The 20,119-nt window shown below is 32.3% G+C and carries 16 protein-coding genes; 13 read left to right on the top strand and 3 right to left on the bottom strand.

Annotated features, from left to right (window positions below):
* Position 1: 1 nt before the first annotated feature.
* Genes QP339_RS05180 through QP339_RS05210 form a run of 7 tightly spaced genes read left to right on the top strand, consistent with a single transcriptional unit; the run spans position 2 to position 7,874 of the window.
* Positions 2 to 1,162, top strand: a complete 1,161-nt coding sequence (locus tag QP339_RS05180; protein WP_284910673.1) for a glycosyltransferase family 4 protein — start codon at positions 2 to 4, stop codon at positions 1,160 to 1,162.
* A gap of 5 nt (positions 1,163 to 1,167) precedes the next feature.
* The gene (locus QP339_RS05185; protein ID WP_284910674.1) at positions 1,168 to 2,094 is read left to right on the top strand and encodes a glycosyltransferase family 2 protein; all 927 of its coding nucleotides are present in this window, start codon (positions 1,168 to 1,170) and stop codon (positions 2,092 to 2,094) included.
* Between the two features lie 18 nt (positions 2,095 to 2,112).
* The gene (locus tag QP339_RS05190) at positions 2,113 to 3,216 is read left to right on the top strand and encodes a glycosyltransferase family 4 protein (RefSeq protein WP_284910675.1); all 1,104 of its coding nucleotides are present in this window, start codon (positions 2,113 to 2,115) and stop codon (positions 3,214 to 3,216) included.
* Between the two features lie 16 nt (positions 3,217 to 3,232).
* On the top strand, positions 3,233 to 4,327 hold the full coding sequence (locus QP339_RS05195; RefSeq protein WP_284910676.1) for an O-antigen ligase family protein: 1,095 nt from the start codon (positions 3,233 to 3,235) through the stop codon (positions 4,325 to 4,327).
* A complete protein-coding gene (locus QP339_RS05200; protein WP_284910677.1) occupies positions 4,320 to 5,753 on the top strand; it encodes a lipopolysaccharide biosynthesis protein in 1,434 nt (477 codons plus the stop codon). Before QP339_RS05195 ends, QP339_RS05200 begins: the two co-directional genes overlap by 8 nt.
* Before the next feature lie 13 nt (positions 5,754 to 5,766).
* Positions 5,767 to 6,864, top strand: a complete 1,098-nt coding sequence (wecB, locus tag QP339_RS05205; RefSeq protein WP_284910678.1) for a non-hydrolyzing UDP-N-acetylglucosamine 2-epimerase — start codon at positions 5,767 to 5,769, stop codon at positions 6,862 to 6,864.
* A 41-nt stretch (positions 6,865 to 6,905) separates the two neighbouring features.
* Positions 6,906 to 7,874 carry an acyltransferase family protein gene (locus tag QP339_RS05210; protein ID WP_284910679.1) on the top strand — a complete coding sequence of 323 codons (969 nt, stop codon included), beginning with the start codon at positions 6,906 to 6,908 and terminating at the stop codon, positions 7,872 to 7,874.
* Positions 7,875 to 8,105: 231 nt separating this feature from the next.
* Here QP339_RS05210 and tnpC read toward each other — a convergent pair whose 3' ends face one another.
* The 3 genes from tnpC to tnpB form a co-directional block, all read right to left on the bottom strand.
* A complete protein-coding gene (tnpC, locus tag QP339_RS05215; RefSeq protein WP_284910680.1) occupies positions 8,106 to 9,311 on the bottom strand; it encodes an IS66 family transposase in 1,206 nt (401 codons plus the stop codon).
* Between the two features lie 9 nt (positions 9,312 to 9,320).
* Positions 9,321 to 9,608 carry an IS66 family transposase gene (locus QP339_RS05220; protein ID WP_284910681.1) on the bottom strand — a complete coding sequence of 96 codons (288 nt, stop codon included), beginning with the start codon at positions 9,606 to 9,608 and terminating at the stop codon, positions 9,321 to 9,323.
* A gap of 198 nt (positions 9,609 to 9,806) precedes the next feature.
* Entirely contained in the window at positions 9,807 to 10,157 is a 351-nt protein-coding gene (gene tnpB / locus QP339_RS05225; protein WP_284910682.1) for an IS66 family insertion sequence element accessory protein TnpB, read from the bottom strand.
* A gap of 250 nt (positions 10,158 to 10,407) precedes the next feature.
* Here tnpB and QP339_RS05230 point away from each other — a divergent pair, with 250 nt between their 5' ends.
* The 6 genes from QP339_RS05230 (at position 10,408) to QP339_RS05255 (ending at position 20,089) form a co-directional block, all read left to right on the top strand.
* Positions 10,408 to 11,442, top strand: coding sequence for an ATP-binding protein (locus QP339_RS05230; protein WP_284910683.1), 1,035 nt, complete (start codon positions 10,408 to 10,410; stop codon positions 11,440 to 11,442).
* Positions 11,443 to 11,447: 5 nt separating this feature from the next.
* Positions 11,448 to 13,697, top strand: coding sequence for a S8 family peptidase (locus QP339_RS05235; protein WP_284910684.1), 2,250 nt, complete (start codon positions 11,448 to 11,450; stop codon positions 13,695 to 13,697).
* A gap of 161 nt (positions 13,698 to 13,858) precedes the next feature.
* Positions 13,859 to 16,582: a G5 domain-containing protein gene (locus QP339_RS05240; RefSeq protein WP_284910685.1), complete on the top strand. Its 2,724-nt coding sequence runs from the start codon at positions 13,859 to 13,861 to the stop codon at positions 16,580 to 16,582.
* A gap of 227 nt (positions 16,583 to 16,809) precedes the next feature.
* A complete protein-coding gene (locus QP339_RS05245; protein ID WP_284910686.1) occupies positions 16,810 to 17,625 on the top strand; it encodes an abortive infection family protein in 816 nt (271 codons plus the stop codon).
* 13 nt (positions 17,626 to 17,638) lie between these two features.
* Positions 17,639 to 19,252, top strand: a complete 1,614-nt coding sequence (locus tag QP339_RS05250) for an MFS transporter (protein ID WP_284910687.1) — start codon at positions 17,639 to 17,641, stop codon at positions 19,250 to 19,252.
* 141 nt (positions 19,253 to 19,393) lie between these two features.
* Positions 19,394 to 20,089 carry a YdeJ family lipoprotein gene (locus QP339_RS05255; protein ID WP_284910688.1) on the top strand — a complete coding sequence of 232 codons (696 nt, stop codon included), beginning with the start codon at positions 19,394 to 19,396 and terminating at the stop codon, positions 20,087 to 20,089.
* The last annotated feature ends 30 nt before the right edge of the window (positions 20,090 to 20,119 follow it).

Here is a 20,119-nt window from a genome sequence, read left to right on the forward strand (position 1 = left end):
TTTGTCAAGTTACGTTTTTATCGGAAATAGTACGAAACCTAATCAGGAACAATTAAACGATAGGTCTCTAGTTAAGTTTCCAAATGTAAGTAAGCCTTGTTTAGAGTCCGCTCTATCATTAGGCTACGATGTATGGGTTGGTATAAATCGAAATAATCCTGAGGAACTGAAAGCGGAACTACCAGTACATCTATATGATTCTCATACTTATCGTAGTTTAACTGATTTTAAAGAAAATTGGATAGCTTTTAAAAATTTAAATACTTTAATAAAAAAAGAAAATATTGAAGTTATACATTGTAATACTCCAATAGGAGGGATAATAGGCCGCTTCGCTGGAAAATTTAATGGTGTGAATAAGATTATTTATACAGCCCATGGCTTCCATTTTTATAAGGGAGCGCCACTATTCAATAATACTGTTTTAAAATGGGCTGAAAAATTAATGGCTCGTTGGACAGATGTTATTATTACGATGAATCAAGAAGATTATGAAGCAGCACAAAAGTTCAAACTAAGAAATAATGGAAAAGTTTATTATGTACCGGGAGTCGGGATTGATACAGAATACTTTGCCAATACAGAAGTAAATAAGAACGAAAAAAGAGCATCCTTAGGCTTAAATGATTCAGATTTTGTGCTAATTTCAGCAGGTGATTTAGTTGAAAGAAAAAATTATAAGGTTGCTTTTGAAGCAATTGCTAAGACAAACAATAAAAATATAAAATATTTAATTTGTGGGACGGGAGAGCAAGAAACAGAATTAAAAGAAGTCACTAAAAAGTTACAAATCGACAATCAAGTTAAGTTTTTAGGCTTCCAGACGGATTTAAATGAACTGATGAAAATATCTGACGCATTCTTATTTACAACTAAACAAGAGGGATTGCCACGCTCATTGATGGAAGCAATGGCATCTGGTTTGCCTTGTATTGTTTCAGAGATTAGAGGAAATGTTGATTTAATGAGTGAAGGAAAAGGTGGACTCTTATGTAAATCTGATGATATCGAAGCCTTCAAAGAAGCTATTAATATATTAGTTAATAATAGTAGTTTGCGTATTCAAATGAGTGATTATAATAAAAAAGCAATTAAGAAATTCAATGTAGAAAATGTAAAAAACAAAATTAATAAAATTTATGAGAATGAATTAAAGGGGTAGTTTATTTGAAAGTAGACGAACATACAAAAGTATCTATCATTATACCAACGTATAAGCGCCCTGACAGAATTAGCCGCGCAGTAAATAGCGCTCTTAATCAAGATTATGACAATTTTGAAGTAATAGTTGTTGACGATAACCATAAAGATAGCAAAGATAAAGAAGAAACACTTAATAATTTAAGACAATTTTTTAATGATTCGAAATTTAAGTTAATACAACATTCTGATAATAAAAATGGAAGTGCTGCAAGGAATACCGGGATAAGAAACTCAAATGGAAAGTATATTACTTTTTTAGATGATGATGATGAGTATTATGAAGATAAAATCCGTTTGCAAGCGGAGACATTAGATAGGCTTTCAGATGAGTGGGCAATGTGTTACACAGCTTATGATAAAATAGATCAACATGGAAAATTCCAACAATCGGCAGAAAGAGTTGAAGGAGATGTATTTTTACAAGCTTTAACAAAGAATCTTTACGTAGGATCGGGATCAAATTTTATGGTTAGACGCTCTGCCGTAGCAAGAATTAAGGGATTTGATGAAAGCTTTACTAGAAATCAAGACTTAGAATTTATGGTTAGAATTTTAAAAGAAGGTAAGATAAAGTATATAGATACTTCTACTTTTTTAATCCATAATGAGATTCGTGAAAGACAATATTCTTATGATGAATTAATAGATATTGATAATTATTATAGAACAAAGATGAAACATATCATTAATAATTTGGATCGAGAAGAGGCATTGTTGGTTAATAAGATACTAGATTTAGGACAAATTAATTGTGCTTTACGTTGCAAGAAATGGACAGAAACACGAAATATTTATAGAAATTCCTCTATCACTGTTTATGACTTTAGTAAGTATGCCTACTATTTATTAAAAAGGCTTATTACCAAAAAAAGCTATGGTTTTAAATTATAACTGAAAGGAAAAAAATTAATGAAAGAGAAGAGATATGCAATTCTATCTTCAGATTATCCTAGCATGAATTATCCCAACGTAATGGGGTTTGTACATAGCAGAGCTAAAGCATATAAAAAACTTGGAATTAATATTGAAGTTTTTTGTATAAGTAAAAGCACAGAGCGTTATGAATATGAAGGGATATTAGTCAATAGGGATAATAAGGATAATTTAAGGCAAAAGTTAGTTAATAATAAATATGATGCTATTTTAATTCATTTCTTAGATCAAGATAAAGCCGATATAGTTGGTGATCAGGAGTGTTATATCTGGGTACATGGTTTTGAAGCTTTGAGCTGGAAACGTAGGTTATTCAATTTGAATCCTAGGTTACCCTTGTATATATATGAAAACACTAAACAATTGAGAAATTTCAAAAACTTTGCTAAAAATAATAAGAATGCAAAATTTATATTTGTATCTGAATGGATGCGAAATGTTACTTGCGCTGATATAAACTATGAAATAAAAAACTATATAATAATTCCAAATTTTATAGATGAAGATACTTTTTCATATCACGAGAAAAATCCAGAGTTGCGAAAAAAAATTTTATTAATAAGAAGCTTTGCTAATAAAAAATATGCAAATGATTTGAGTATAAAATTTATTCAGAAGCTTAGTAAAAAAGAGTATTTTGGCGAATTAGAATTTGCTATATACGGAACTGGAAAATTTTTTAATAGTTTAACCAATAAAATTAAAGGCTATTCTAATATTAAAATTAAGAATAATTTTTTAACGCAAGATGAGGTAGCAAAGCTTCATAATCAATATGGTATATTCTTATGTCCGACGAGACAAGATGCTCAGGGGGTCTCTATGTGTGAAGCGATGAGTAGTGGGCTAATTCCATTGACATCGAATAATACTGCAATTCCAGAATTTGTACAGAATAAAACTGAGGGGTTATTATGCAATAATGAAGATATAAGTTCTTTTGTAGAAGCTTATGAGACGCTCTATAATAATCCAGAGATTTTCTCAAAAATGTCTAAAAATGCTTCTTTAAGAATGGATAGACAGTGTTCATTAGAAAATACAATTTTAGAGGAAATTAAGTATATAGAAGATAAATAGTTAAGGTGGAGATGTGATGAAATTAAATATAAATATCAAAAAGATATTAACTTTTTTAATCTTATATATTGCTTTTTTCTCTGGAATTCTATTTTCATTTAACTCTAATGATTTATACATTAATCATAATCAATTGATTATGATTCCAATTGTAATTGCCTCTATTGGGTTATGGTTATTTTATAGGAATAAAATTACAGTTACAAAATCACTGTTATTCAAATATTTATTATTCCTTATACTATTGTCATTAATTTTATCTTTAATGAGAACTGATCAATACGTATTTATCAATACTACATTAGTTGGTATATCTATAGTTTTTTTGAGAAAATCAGTAAGTGGATTATTTGATTATATATATCCTCTACTTGAAATAACTACACTCACTGCAAGTATAACAGCTATGATTTTATTTTCCATTTCCAACTTTAATTCACAGGGTGTAGTATATATGTTTACTTGCTTAATGTTGTTAAATAGATTTATTAGGAAAGATAGAAACTTAGCTGCATTTATTGTTTTAATTATTTTATCAGTTATATTAATATCCTTAACTAAATCAAGAACTAGTATGTTTGCATTTTTAATAGTATCTATACTAACGTTAATATCACATTTTCAGGTTAGAATAACCATAAAAAATATTATTATATCAATAATGTCATTCTTATTATTTATTTTTAGTTTTAAGTATATAACTGAATTTTTTTACAATATATTTTTCAACAAATGGGTAAATAAAGATATCACATCTAATAGAATTTCAATATGGCAACACGGTTTAGATACTTGGACATTTTTTGGTAAAGGAACATCAAGAATAAAATTTACTGATTTGCATAATACTTTTTTACAAAGTTTAGAGGTTAATGGAGTAATATTTTTTATTTTCCTGTTAATATTTATTATTATCCTTTTTTTAAAGATATACAGAAGCAAAAATAAAATATATTTTGCAAATTTTTTTACAGCATGGGTATTTGTCTCTTGTTTTGAAAATTTAGAAATTTTCACAAGCAGATTAGTTCCAATAACTTTTCTATTTTTAATTCACATCATTTTATTAACAAGCGAAAAACAAGATAGACAGGAATTAATTTATGAATAAACAATTTAAAGATATGATTGTTATGTTTATTGGTATATGTTTAAATATGATTATTGGAGCCATAACAATACCAATAATAACTCGTATGGTACTACCAGCTGAATATGGGCAAGCATCTCTGCTTCAAACTTATATCAATATCTTAGTAACGGTTTGTTTACTAGGTTTAGATCAAGCTTATGTTAGATTTTACTACACTGAAGATAGTTATATCTTTAGAGCCTATTTATCTAGACGTGTATTAAAAATTTCACTAATAGTTTCCCTCTTAATCTCCAGTGCTGTAATAATAGGAATATATTTTATAAGTGAACTATCATTATTGACCTCTTTATTAGTTGGCTTAAATGTAGTGATTGCAGTAGTTGAAACGTATACTCGTTTGAGTTTAAGATTGGAACAGAATTCAACTGCATATTCAATTACATTGATAGTAAAGAGGATAATTAATGTTATAACTATTATTTTATTCCTATCGTACTTTAATATGTCAGCTGTTAATTCTATACTTTTAGCTATGTTTTTCTCTTTATTAGCAGTTGTACTTGCTGCATTACACTTACTACCCAATGTGTGGCGATTTGGAAAGATACCTGTATCAAATATTATTTCTGGTAAAGAATTGTTATTATATAGTTATCCTTTTATCTTTTCGTCGTTAGCACATTGGTTGTTTACTGCTGGAGATAAAATAGTCTTACAATTCCAATCCAATTTAAATGAAATAGGATATTACTCTGCTGCATCCAACATTGTTGCATTAATAACGATTGTCCAAACAACATTTACAACATTATGGGTACCCCAAGCCATACAGAAATTTGAAAAGAATAATAAAGAAGAACTTTTTTTTATAAAAAGTAATGAAGCTGTATCGCTTATAATGATAGTTCTAGGTGCTACATTAATTTTATTCAAAGATGTTATTGCCATTATTCTTGGAGGCGACTATGAAAATGCTAAATATATTTTCCCATTTCTATTACTATCCCCAATAATGTTTACAATTTCCGAAACTACAGTTTATGGGATTAACTTTTATAAAAAAACACAATGGCATATTGTTATTACGAGTATTTCTTGTATTTTTAACTTAGCTTTGAATTTCATATTAGTTCCTTCATTAGGAAGTAAAGGAGCTGCAATAGCTACTGGAATTTCTTACATTATATTTTTCTTACTAAGAACATATATTTCAAAGATGTATTTTAAAGTCAGATTTAATATAAAAAAATTCTTTATAATACTTCCTTTATTTTTATTTTATCTATTTTATAATACGTTTTTTGAGTCAGCAACGATCATGATTGAATTATATATTTTATTAATTTTGATTGCTTTGTTTGTGTATAGAGAATCATTCTCTACTATTATTAAAATAATTAAAGAAAATTCAATTAATTTAATTCATTTCAAATCTAAGTAAAGGAGTATTTTTAATGAAAAGAGTTATGCTAGTATTCGGAACACGGCCAGAAGCAATAAAGATATGCCCACTTGTAAATGAGCTAAAGGGGCGAAATAATTTTGAAACAAAAGTATGTGTAACCGGCCAACATAGAGAAATGCTTGATCAAGTGTTAGAAGTTTTTAATGTAATTCCAGATTTTGATTTGTCTATCATGAAGCAAGAACAAACTTTATTTGATGTGACCATTAATATATTAGATAGAATTAAATCAGTACTTGAAGAGGCTAAACCAGATCTTGTATTAGTCCATGGTGATACGTCGACAACTTTTGTAACCTCTCTAGCTTGTTATTATTTGCAAATACCTGTAGGTCATGTTGAAGCAGGGTTACGTACTCATAATATTTATTCACCTTTTCCTGAAGAGTTCAATCGACAAGCGGTTAGTATTATTTCTTCATTAGATTTTGCTCCAACTGAGCAAGCACGTCAAAATCTTCTTTCTGAAGGACGTTCCGATTCTAAGATATTCGTTACAGGTAATACTGTAATCGATGCACTCAAAACAACTGTTAGAAAAGATTATGAGCATTCTGAATTAGATTGGGTAGGAGATAGCCGGTTAATCCTTCTCACTGCCCATAGACGAGAGAATTTGGGTGAACCAATGAAGCATATGTTTAAAGCAATTCGAAGAGTTGTCGATGAACATAAAGATGTGAAAGTAATCTACCCAATACATATGAATCCAAAAGTTCGTGAAATTGCTGATAAGTATTTAGGGGACTCGAATCAGATACATTTGATTGATCCTTTAGAGGTTCTAGACTTCCACAACTTTATGAATGCAGCTCATATTATTTTGACAGATAGTGGTGGTATTCAAGAAGAAGCGCCAAGTCTTGGGAAACCAGTTCTTGTTATGCGTGACACAACCGAGCGCCCGGAAGGTGTGGAAGCAGGGACACTAAAATTAGTTGGAACTGGTGAACAATCTATTTATGAAAACTTTCAATTACTTCTAGAAGATAGAAGTGCATATCTAAAAATGAGTCATGCTACTAATCCATATGGTGATGGAACAGCATGTAAACAAATTGCTGATATAATTGAAAATAATCATTGATTTTGTGTATATTTATGTTTTATATTAATAGGAGTTATATGGTGGATAGAATTAAAGAAATTGATGTTGCTAAAGGAATTGGTATTTTTTTAGTGGTAATCGGGCATTCACATTTACCCATTGATAAGTTTATTTATTGGTTTCATATGCCATTGTTTTTTATAATAAGTGGCATGCTATATAAGAAACAAAATAATATAAGTGATTGGTTTTCATTAATTAATAAAAGATTTAATAAACTCTTGATACCTTATTTTATTTTTGGAAGTATTATTGCAATAATTATATTCTTACTGACTAAAGACTTTTTATGGCTACTTAAGACTTTAGCAAAAATAATTTATGGAGGAAGACTATTAGGAGCTCCTTTTTCAGTCTTTTGGTTTGTTACAGTTCTATTTTCTACTCAAATAATTTACGCCATTGCACAGATCAAACTTTCAAAGAAAATATTACTTATTTCTCTATTGATTTCATATTTGTTAGCAGAAATCTATTCCAATATTTTTTTCCTTAGAGAACTAGCAATTCCATGGAATTTAGATGTTGTTCCAATAGCCGTAGTTTACTTTGGTATAGGGAGTTTTTTTAAAGACAACTTTGGTCTAGTTATAAGTAAGCATAAGTATCAGCTGCTCATTATATTATTAACCTTCATATTCATTATTTTACAAAAAGTAGGACTACTTAATTATGAACTAGATATGAAAAATAAAATTTATAATCATTTTTTCTTAGATATTGCTATACCACTAGTTTTTACTTTATCCATCTTTATCGTTAGTCAATATTTTAAAAGAATAAATTATCTAGATATTATTTTTACTTACTTAGGAAAAATTTCAATGTTTATCATGTATTTACACTGGCCAGTTAACTTTATCTTCGAAATATTATTTGAAATAAAAATAGATGGTATAATGTTCACTGTATTAGGAATTGCTATTCCTATAATTATATATGAAACGGTTAAATCTTTTTCAAAATTTTGGGAGTTAAGATTAGGCTAAAAATAAAAGTACATCTATAAAGAATGTGATAGTAAAGTAAGCGTCAAATAACAACGCGGCTACAAAATCTAGGGCCTTTTAACTATACTACTAGTAGATTAGATGGTCTTTTATTTTATGATTATTAACTTGGAAGGTAAGCGTCAAATAGTAACACGCTAAACAATAAATCAAAAAAATCATGGCTAGTTCAGCTTCGACATTATTGTCTGGACAGAACTTGCCATGATTTTATATTTGATAAAGTAATTCGCGTTTTGATTTTCTCTTACAGATTTCCTGGATGGCTGGATGCCAAGGTAAGTATTCTTTCAGTATCTCTTTACTTAAGGTTTTTTCATTTGGCATAGCGCTAAGTAAAAATGTCAGGTATTTCTCTGCATCAAGGCCATTGGCCTTAGCTGTCTCCATCAGAGATAGGATAATCCCAGAATGATGGGCACCTTTAAAAGAGGCAGAAAACAACCAATTTTTTCTCCCTATAACCAGTGTTTTAATACCGCGCTCTGCACGGTTATTGCTCATTTCAAGTGAGCCATTTTCTAAAAATATCCTGAAATATTTTTCGTATTTTAAGGCATATCTAATAGCCTTATCTAATTTTCCTCCTGCATTAGGGGCTTCCTCATGAAGTCGGTCAAAAAATTTATCGATTTTTTCTTTTAAAATTTTCTGACGTTGTTCTAGGCGGTCTGCTGGTGATAAATCTTTCCATTTTTGTTCTAATGTAAAGAATCGGTCACATTGTTTAACAGCCCAGGCACTGATAGACTGTTTTTTATAACCTTTAGGAGGCAAAGCATCATGGAAATATCGCCTTAAATGTGCCCAACAACCCACTATCTCTGCACCATCTATATGAGGATAGACATGCCACATATCACAATGTATAAATCCATTATAATCTTCAAATTCTTCTGGAGGATTACTTACACCTCTTCCAGGAGAATGATGGTATAAATAGATTTGATGGTCGCTCTCACGAGATGAACAGGCCAGCCAATAATAGGTTTTCTCTTTCACATGTTCAATCACCTTATAGCTAGTTTCATCCATATGGATGATAGGCTGATTCTTAAGTTCTTTCGAAAGTAGCTGATACAGAGGTTCTAAATAGTATTCAGAAGCCTTTTCCTGCCAATTGATTATGGTTTGGCGAGATAAAGGTAGTCCCCTCTTTTCCCATTCCTTTTCTTGACGATAAGCAGGAATTTTTAATTCATATTTCATATGAAGAGTGTTAGAAATGAGACTTGGTGTGGCGTAGCTTCCATTAATGACTGACTTAGGAACATCAGCACTAATGATTAAATCTTTTCCAGATTTTTTAGAGCAGTCGTCACACTTATAACTATGTTGAATCACATTTTCACAACGTAGCTCAGCAGGAATATACTTAAGCTGTTGGCGAATTATCTTTTGGACAACTTCAGTCATCGTATGATTTCAGCAGGGACACGCACGATGTTCGCCCTCTAAAGTATAATGGAGTTCATATTCAGGAAAATTTTCTAAGACAGCTTTTTTTCGACCTTTTGGTCGCTTCTTACGTCGATAAGAGACTTCTTCCTCTACTTCTTCAAGATCTTCATCAATTAATTCAGTTATATCTATCTCAAAAAGGCTTAGTTGATTCTTGTCAACTAAACTTTCTTTGGATCGTCCGTATAGCTTTTTATTTAGGAAACGAATCATTTCCTTATGATGAGCGATTTCGATATCTTTATCTTTCAATACTTGAGTTTGATTGCTAATTGATTTTCTTTTTGAGTAAGCGATGACCGTTGGGCTTCAATGGTGAGCTTTTGTTGATCAAGTAACAGCTTTAATTGTCTATTTTCTTCTAACAATTGTTGTTCTTTTTTTTGAAACCATAGTCATCCCTCCTCACTGATTTTTCTATTTTACCAATTTTTTTGGAAGAAACATAGACTAATAAAAATTTTTCTTTCGTATTTTCTGTATAGGCTGTTCGATTGGAAATCCACTGAGTAGCCACTCCCACTGCTGGATCGAAATCTTCTTTAATTCTTTATGATCTCTAGGCCATTTCATCTTTCCTTCTTCAAAACGTTTATAGAATAGCCAAAATCCACTACCATCCCAATAAAGAGCTTTAAAGCGATCGTTACGAGTACCGCAAAAGAGAAATAATGACTGACTGAAAGGATCCATCTCAAATTCTTCTTGAACAATAATTGCAAGCGAATCAATCCCTTTTCGTAAGTCAGTTTTGCCGTAGGCAATATAAATATGATGAATCTCTTCCAAGTTAATAACCATAAAATAAAAAACCTCCTAACTACTAGTAGTATAGTTAGAAGGCCTTAGATTTTATAGATGTGTTGTTATTTAATGTTTACAAATAAACCATCTATAAACCCCTAGATAACAGCGTTTGTAGGTGGATTTATTTAAAATCAGGAATTAGGAATATTTTGTAACAAAACTTTTTTGTCCCAAATATTGAAAGTTTGTCCCATAACATATATACTAATGTTAGAAATAAATTGGATGAGGAGGATTAAGAAATATGAAAAAAGCAAATATTATAAATTTAATTAAATATTATTCGGATAATAATGACTCTGGATTTAGAACAGAGGCTTATCAAATAGCGGATGAATTTGAAAAAAATGGAGATTACCAATTATCGGAGTATATTATGGCACTACTTTCGAATGCAAATACATTTGTTCCTCAAATGAATGATGACAGGTTAACGTTTGTTAAAAAAGTTGAAGTTAATGGGACCCCTTTACCTCTCCCTGAATCAATTAAGTTAGACCTAATGGGAATTATCAATGCTGCAGGGCATAATATGGGTGTGAATAAATTTTTATTTGAAGGATCTCCCGGGACAGGAAAAACTGAATCAGTTAAGCATATATCTAGAATACTGGAAAGAGAATTATTTATTGTAGATTTTTCCTACATAATAGATAGTAAATTAGGACAGACAGCAAAAAATATTGCGCAGTTATTTACTGAAATTAATAATTTAGCTGCACCAGAAAAAGTTGTTATTCTATTTGATGAGATAGATGCTCTAGCTTTAGATAGAACGAATTCTAAAGATATACGAGAAATGGGAAGAGCTACTACAGCAGTATTAAAAGGGTTGGATGAATTGAATGAGAATATTCTTTTAATTGCTACTACAAATTTATATAAATACTTTGATAAGGCCTTAACAAGGCGCTTTGATTCAGTAATCAACTTTAATAGATATTCTCGTGAGGATCTACTAGAAATTTCTGTTATTATTTTAAATTCTTATATAGATAAATTTAAACACCTTAGAAGAAATATAAGGTTATTCAAAAAAATTATATCACTAATGGAAGATATTCCGTATCCAGGTGACTTGAAAAATCTTATAAAGACCTCAATAGCATTCAGTAATCCCTACGATGAATATGATTACTTGAAAAGATTATATATTTCTATTTCTGATAATAAAACTTTAAATTTTAAAACTCTTAAATCTACTGGATTTACACTCAGAGAAATTGAAATATTAACAGGGGTTTCAAAAAGTCAAGTTTCTAGAGCATTAAAGGAGTAGACTAAATGAATAATATTCTGCAATTAAAAGGTAAATTGGAACAACAAAAATCAAATAATACACCTGGAGCGTCAAATATTCCAAAAAATAAAACAGTTAGTACTTCTCACCTGAAAAAATTAAAAAATAATTTAGAAAGTTTAGAAAAATTTTGGAACGATGAAAAATTGGATATCAAACCTTTAGTAAGTGCATATTATATTGATGTTATAGCAAAAAGTAATAGGATAAAAGGAATCCTATATAGTAATTTGAAAAAAAATAATGATGCAATTGTAGGTGCAAAGTTCACTAAAGACACTAAGGAAAAACATATTATTACTTATTGTGTAGACTATAATATAATTAAAGATTCTATTGTAAATATATCTAAAGCTATTGAAATATGCGAGAAAAACTTCGGGGGGAATATTTCACATAATGATATTGAAAAAATAAATAACAAAAAATATGAAAATTTGTTTAGCAGACAATATTTATCGAAATCGAGGTTCGTAAATATTATAGTAGATGCATATTATTTAGAGAAATTTGATGTTGATAGAGATCCAACTAACATTGTTGATGATGCAATCATTACTATATATGATACAGGAACTGATTCGTCAAAAATTATGAACCAATTAGGTATTGATATTTTAAATACTAGAAAAATGGATGATAATACCTTTTTGTTAACTCCAGATCAATATAAATTATTGAAGTCAAAGGCACCTTACCTTATTTCAATGGCAGTTACCGATATGTCTAAGATAGTCAAAGGTAATGTTTTTTGTACAGATGAAATACAAGTGACAATACCTGATCCAAAAAATGAACCTACAATTGGTGTAATTGATACGATGTTTGATGAAAATGTTTATTTTTCTAAATGGGTAAAGTTTGAAAATAAAATTGATGATGAAATTGAATTGACTCGTGAAGATTATGATCATGGTACACAAGTGACATCAATTATTGTCGATGGACCTCAAATAAACCCTGAATTAGACGATGGGTGTGGGAGGTTTAAGGTAAGACATTTTGGTGTTGCTAAAACTGGGAGATTTAGTTCTTTCTCCATTTTAAGAGCAATAAAAGAGATTGTAAAAACTAATAAAGATATAAAAGTTTGGAACCTTTCATTAGGTTCTGCTCTGGAAATAAATCAGAATTTTATTTCTCCAGAAGCTGCTATATTAGATAAAATTCAATTCGAAAATGATGTAGTATTCATAGTTGCTGGTACTAATAAACCGATTCATACTAATGTTTGTAAAATTGGAGCTCCTGCCGATTCAATTAATTCTATAGTTGTGAATGCAGTTGATTATGAAGGAAAACCAGCAAATTATTCAAGAAGAGGAGGAGTTTTATCTTTTTATAATAAACCAGATATTTGTTACTATGGAGGAGATTGTAAGCATCCAATGAAAACTTGTTCTCCTTATGGAGAAGCAAGTGTATCAGGCACATCATTTGCTGCACCTTGGATTGCAAGAAAAATGTCTTATTTAATTGATATCTTAGGACTAAATAGAGAGCTTGCCAAAGCTTTAATAATTGATTCAACAACAGGATGGGAAAATAAAAATCATGATCCTCAACTAATGGGGTATGGAATAGTACCAATTAAAATTGATAAAATTATAAAATCATCCAATGATGAAATAAAATTTATGATAACTGGAACATCCGAACAATATGATACATATTCTTATGAAATTCCAGTGCCTTTTATAGAAGATAAGGTTCCTTATATAGCAAAAGCAACTTTATGTTATTTTCCAAATTGTTCTAGAAATCAAGGTGTTGATTATACTAATACTGAAATGGATATTTATTTTGGAAGATTAAAAGAAAATAAAAGAACTGGTACTATTGGAATAGATTGTATAAATAATAATAATCAATCAAATGGGGAAATAGTCACACTTTATGAAGAACAGGCAAGAAAACTTTACAGAAAATGGGATAATGTTAAACATATAAATGAAAAAATAAAGACAAATAAGGGTAATCCTAGAAGACCAAAAAAGAAGAATGGAAAAGGGCTATGGGGAATTAGTATTAAGACTAAAGAAAGATTAAATACAAAAGATGGACAAGGTTTAAAATTTGGAGTGGTAGTTACACTGAGAGCGCTTGATGAAATTAATAGAATTCAGAGTTTCATACAGCAATGCCAATACAGAGGATGGATAGTTAACTCAATAAATGTCCATAATAGGATTGATATTTATCATGCAGCAGAGGAAAAAATTGAATTTGAGTAAATAATTTAAAAATAAATATAGATAAATAAATTTAAATCAAGGCAACTGAAAGTATAGATTATTAGCAGATTTACATATCTATTGACACATTTTCAGTTGCCTTTTAATCTACTGTCTCAAACTGACTTTTTAAAGTAAAATAAACGAAAGCGAGAATACCGATGAAAAAATCATTCCTACCCCTAGCCACGACTTCCTTGATTCTCAGCGCATTTCTTGCCCAGGGCGAGCAGGTCCAGGCCGAAGAGCAGCCCACTGCAGAATACGCTACGACTGATAAGCTAGCTGAAAGCAGTCCAACACCAGAGTTGGCTGGTCCAGTAGATGTAGTACCAACTCGCCCTGAATCAGCGCCAACTCGTACAGAAGCAGCTCCTAGCGAGGATGCAAGTTCAAATGCTGCCGATGACCGCCACCAAGCCTATCGTAAAGAGCAGGATCGGAAGGTTATTGAAGAGTATGAGAAATTAGTTGAAACGCCGGTTGAGGTTGAGATTTCTAATACTAATGAGAGTATTAAAATGGCTCCCAAGGATGAAAACGAAGAAGTTATTTATAAGCAGACTTATACGGGCAAAGCTGTTATTCCTAAAGGTGAACATATCCCAACTTTGGATTTGAATATAAGTTTAGATGCACCTGTTATTCTGCAATCATTTGTAAATCTCGATCAAGACAAAGCTAAAGCAGATGGATTAGCAGCTATTAAAGAATTTCGGTCAATCGTTTGGGACATGGAAGCAAACAGTGAATTAATCGGTGAACAAATCAATCCTAAAACTGGTGAACGTGTTGAAGGCCTTTGGATTAATGGTGAGCGGCTTCGTGATCGATTAAAAACTGAAGGTATTAGCACCAAGGAAGAATATGTTAATCGTGTTTCTTGGAATAGTGATTTAGAGAATTTAGCTTTGTTGAATCTGGCTGAAGCAAATGGAGTGTTTCGGCCATCAGAAGTACTTGATCAACTATCTAAAACTACAAATGCTAATGAACAATATTCTGGAAAAGTCGTAATTGCTCCTCTTGATGGGTATTATTATGAATCTTATCGTTTAAAAGATGTCTTCATGAAACAGTTTGGATTGCATAGTTTATCAAAGCATAATGTAAATAAAGGGGAAGAGGACTCAGCTTACACCAAATTTTTGAACCTTGTGTTAGATCCTCGAAACCAATCATTTACTCTAGCGGCTGATTATAGTCATACATGGAAAAAAGATAATATTGATTTAGTAAGCATTATTGCTTCTAAGGAGTATCGCCCAAAAGATGTTTCAATTAATCATAACGGCATTTTTAAGATCCTCTATAATCAGAATTTTATAAAAAATAGTAGCTATGATATTAAAGATTTAGAGCCCGTTTTTGATAGAACATTTCATCGAATAAATATTGAAACTAGATCAAGAAGAGCAAATCATAGACAAGTGCATGCTTTTAAAGGGAATAATGTCTCTCTCAATCCTGACGTTATCCAATTCAATGAGGATGGATCAATAACTGCTCTTAAACCAGGAACAGCAGTTTTAAGTGTTAATATTGATGGAACTATGAAGTCGATGAAGGTGGAAGTTCTGCCTTCACCGATTGTTGAAGATAAAATTACTGTCTGGGATAGTGAGTATGTTAATACAAATTATGTGAGGAATCCAGATATGTTTGAGGGAGAAGAACGGGTGAAAGTGGAGGGACATCCTTCCTTACGCTATCGTTTGATCCGTGATACATCATCTGTCGATGGTCATTTATTAAACAGAGAACTCCTGAAAGATTGGGAAATTCCCGCTATTGATAGGATTATTGAAGTTGGAACTAAAGAGCGAAATATTAAACAGCCAGCACCTACAGACCGTCCAGATTCAAAGGCTCCAGGAGAAGTTGCTCCTCCAGGCGATATTATTAGAGGACGCCTATACGAAGTCATCCCAGGTTATTTCGAAGCCCTCCCAGGCTACCATATCCGCTTGGTCCCAGAAACCGAGGACCAGGTACTCCGCATTAATGAGCACAATTTCAAGACGGTGATTCAGCCGCGCGACGACCTGGCTCTGGGCGAGCATGTGATTATCCAGGACGGCGTGAATCGCTATACCGAGGTCACCAACCGGATCTATAAGGACCACCAGAATAATATCCTCAAGACCCAGGAGATTTCCCGCCAGGACTTCCCTGGCCAAGACCTGATTATTGGCGTTGGTACTGGCAAGGGTGGTGTGGTTATTTCAGGAGAAGAGACTCCTGCGGTGAAGGTACCGGCGCCAAGAGAGCCTGAAGAAAAGGCGCCTACGAACACGAAAACAGCTCATAAGGCTCCAGATCTTAGACCAAGCCAAGTTGGTGAGCAAGAGGGGCTTGTAGCGGAGGACAGACCGAGTCTCCCTCGCAAAGGTCAAACTGAGGAAGAAGCTGGCGCTGATCAAGTGGCGGGTGGTCTTGTAAGAACGGAAGCTCCTGTTGAAGGACCAGTAGATCAACCTGGGCAAGGTGAAGTTGGTCCTAATCTAGTAAGTGTACTAGCAGTGTCTAAAGACTCTGGTCAGAGAAGACCAGGCATTGTTGAGGTGTCTGCAAGTGAAGCGCTTGCAGCTTTAGATGTAGATCTAGTGGATCACTTGGAAGGTCAAGGAAGCCGAGTAGTTGATTCAGAGGAGTCCAACTCAGCGAAGGACCAAGCAAAGAATAAGACTGCCCAAGTGACAGCTTCTAGCCAGTCACTAGTACAGGCTAGCTCAGATCCGTCTGTTCACAGCCCAAACATCTCCACCCAGCTCCCCAAGACAGGCGCACAGTCAGTCCAGCCTGCATTAAGACTGGGACTTTCCAGTTTAGCAATCGGCTTGTGTCTGAGTTTGCGGGGTGGCAAGAAGAGGAGAAAAGGATAAGATAAAGGATATGTCAATGAGCATCCCCCTAGAAGTCGTACTTTCTAGGGGGATGCCTTGTTCTTTGTGGTGGTATAATAAGGGTGAATTTGTGGGGGAACTGGAATGCTATGCAAATTCAGTTTTGATACTATATAGCACTGTAGTGCTATGAAAAATCCATATCTGCTAATAGACCATGTTAGAATTACTATTATAGTTCATATGATCGAATGGAGGAGATATTTATGGCCAACTTTGACATTCAAGATACTGTGCTGTTCGAAAATTTTTTTGATACGTCGGGCTATGTTTTTGATTTTTCAAATGAAAGGTTCCAATGGTTTACGACAAAGTCTGTAAATATAAATATTCAGAAAAAGTATCAACTTTCTAAAGGAAAATCTTTAGTCCGGTTTATTAATGATGAAGAAGATATTTCTTTAGTGGTGACTTTATTAAGTGATTTACTAGACTACTATAATGGACTTTCTAAGAGTAATAGATGTAGAACTGACGAAATGGATCACTTAGCTAAGAAAGTAGGAACAGTTTTAGATAAGTATAAAAGTAAAATTGATAATGCTTCAAAATTATACTTAGAAAATAGTTATGAAAAAATCAGGGAGTATTTTGATAAAGGGTATTCAGACGAGATAATTGCAGTTATTGAAAGCGAAGTTGATAGGCAACCAACTTTTGCAATAGGAAAGTCAAAAGAATTATTGGAAGCTTGCTTTAAACATATACTTGATGATGAAGGTATAGAATATTCAAATTCAGCAGATATTGGCCAATTACAAAAAAAGGTTTTTAAACAATTAGATATAGATGTTAAAGATAATTTATATGCTCAAGATAATCAAAATGTCAAACAGGTACTAACAGGATTAAATCAGATAGTCAAAGGGATTAATGGGCTAAGGAATGCGCGAGGTGATGGTCATGGCAAAGGAAGAGGATATAAATCATTACCGCCTCGATATGCTGCGCTGGTTGCCTCATCAACGTTTGCGATTGTCTCTTTTGTACTTGATACCTATGAAAAGCATAAAACTCAATAATTAGGAGAAATTGATGAAGTATAGCATAAGAAGAATTTATGGAATATCTGTTTTTATGATTGGAATCTCTGTTATGTTAGATGCACTGATTAAAATTGGAAAAATGAACCCAGTTTGGTTGGTATCTTCTGAAATTGTTAATTCGATTTTCGACGCTTCCTTAACTGTAATACTTATTTGTGTGCCTATAGCCATGGGAATTGCTGGCATGAGTCATGATAAATACTTAGGTCGGTCCATTCTAACTTTTGTTGTAGAGTTCCTTGATTTTAAGAATTTATTCGGATTTCAGCTATTATTAATTTGTGTATCTCTATTATGTCTTATTTTAAATTTTATTAATACATTATTTGTAATATTTCTGCTTTCGATTATTCTCATTACTCGCTACTTCTATACGACTTTTGATTACCTAACTCATAAAGAAAAGACTCAAAAGGCAATTGAGCAATATATATTAGATGAATATGCAACAACAACTTCGAAAAATAAGAAGGAAAATTCCATCAGGCAAATTGTCAATGTAAATATTGAAGCAAACAAAACATATAATACTCTTGAAAAAAGAAAATCTCTGGAACTTTTGAAAAGAATAATGAAACACAGTGATAATGACACTGACTACGAAATGTTATCTGATTATTTAAAAGAGATGCTAAAGAAGAATTTTAAACTTTTAGATGAAGATATATGCTTTGAGCAGTTAGCATTCTTGGAAGAAGTTTATGCTATATCTAATGAAAATGAAATATACTGCAGCTTATATGAACACCTATATAAAGATATAGGTGAAAACCTGAATAAAGTCACTTTTCGCCAATATATGGATAGTGAGTTTGATTATAATAAATTATATAACTCGATTAAAGAAAATAGTAAACTTGGTGGGCAAGAGTATGGTGATCAATATTGGCGACTTACCCATTTTAAAGAGTTAATTTATTCAAGTTTATATAAATCAAAGGGAAGAGAGGCTGAATATTATTTTCATAAAATATTTGAAGATAGTTTACTTAAAATGGATGTTATTGATGTTTTTCCAACTTTTAATTTAATTATCGAAGTTTTTCAAAGTGATGTTGAGCTTTATAAGAAAATCATAAGTGATGTTTTTTCTGGGAATGTCATTTACTCTCCTAAGTATAATAATGATGTGTATCTTCTTGATTTTACTATTTGTGTTTTCATACTATCAGAAAATTATTTTGATGGCTCAGGTTCACGATCAAATTTAAATTTAACTACACTAAATGCTGTCAATACTCACGATTTTTTTATAAAAGTATCGAATGATCCTAATAGATTACATGAGTTGGTTACTAAGTTCGAAGAATTTATTCTGTCTCGTTTGAAATATTGGGAAATAAGTCGTCAATATGAAAATGATTCTACTTTGAATGTTTTCCCAGTACCATTTAGTAAATGGTCTGAAATTTTAATTCTTTATATATTAAGCTACAATCCTTATGTGGAAGAAGAAAAGATTCAGTATCTTAAGGAAAGCAATATAAAATTTAACCCTAAATCTTTAGTGGATGATTTTAAAAAAATTGATAAAATATATGGATCTATGTTCCCTTCACCAGAAGACCAGGTAAGTCATCTTCAGAGTCTTCTTAATGAATGAAGTTAAAAGTAGTTTTTGATTGAATAGATATTAGTTCATTCTATGGAGTAATCGATTATATGGTTTTAAACTTTTTAAATTCTAAATACTGAAGCTTATGCATATTTATTGGTAAATATTTTTATAGAAAGAAATGATTTTATGAAAGGCAAAATAAGTCTACTTTTACTCGCTAGCCTAGCCCTGTCCGCCTGCGCTGGATCGACCACTGACCAGGAAGAGGCGTCAAGTGTTTCTGAATCTGCACCTAAACAAGCAGTTTCATCAGCCGCCAAAGCTCAATCGTCTAGCGCTTCGTCAAGTGAAAGCTCAAGCCAAGCCACAAGCTCTGAGACCCAGGCACCAGCTAAGCGCGAGCAAGTACCAGTTGCGCAGGATAACAGAGCTCGCTACCAAGCCGAGGAGTACCAAGAATCCAAGGAATATGCAGGCTATACCAACAAAGAAGTTGAAATGGTCCGAGTCTATCTGAGCGTGATGAACAACACCGACCTCTTCCCTTATGGCAATGATGGCGACCATATCGATGCCAGCTTCATACCCGCAGTCACCATCGTAGATTCTTACGCTCCTGAGCTTTCTCCAGTTTGGCCCACAGATGCCTGGAATATCGCTATGGGCAAGACTACGGCAGGCTCTTCAATCTTTCAATACACTAGCAACTACGACGGCACAGTCACCGTCTATCGTTTGCCGTATCATTGGCACGGGACCCCAGAATCCGACTCAGCCCGCGCGCAAGAAGCCTTAGACAACGGCTTTATCCTCCCCGTCGAACCCTACACACCAAGCCAAGTCCAACCCCTGCTCGATACCTTGCAGATATGGGACGAGTGAGAGGCTTCCCACATAACACGAAAATTCCCC

This window comes from Aerococcus sp. UMB7834 (genome assembly GCF_030215145.1).
Taxonomy (GTDB): domain Bacteria; phylum Bacillota; class Bacilli; order Lactobacillales; family Aerococcaceae; genus Aerococcus.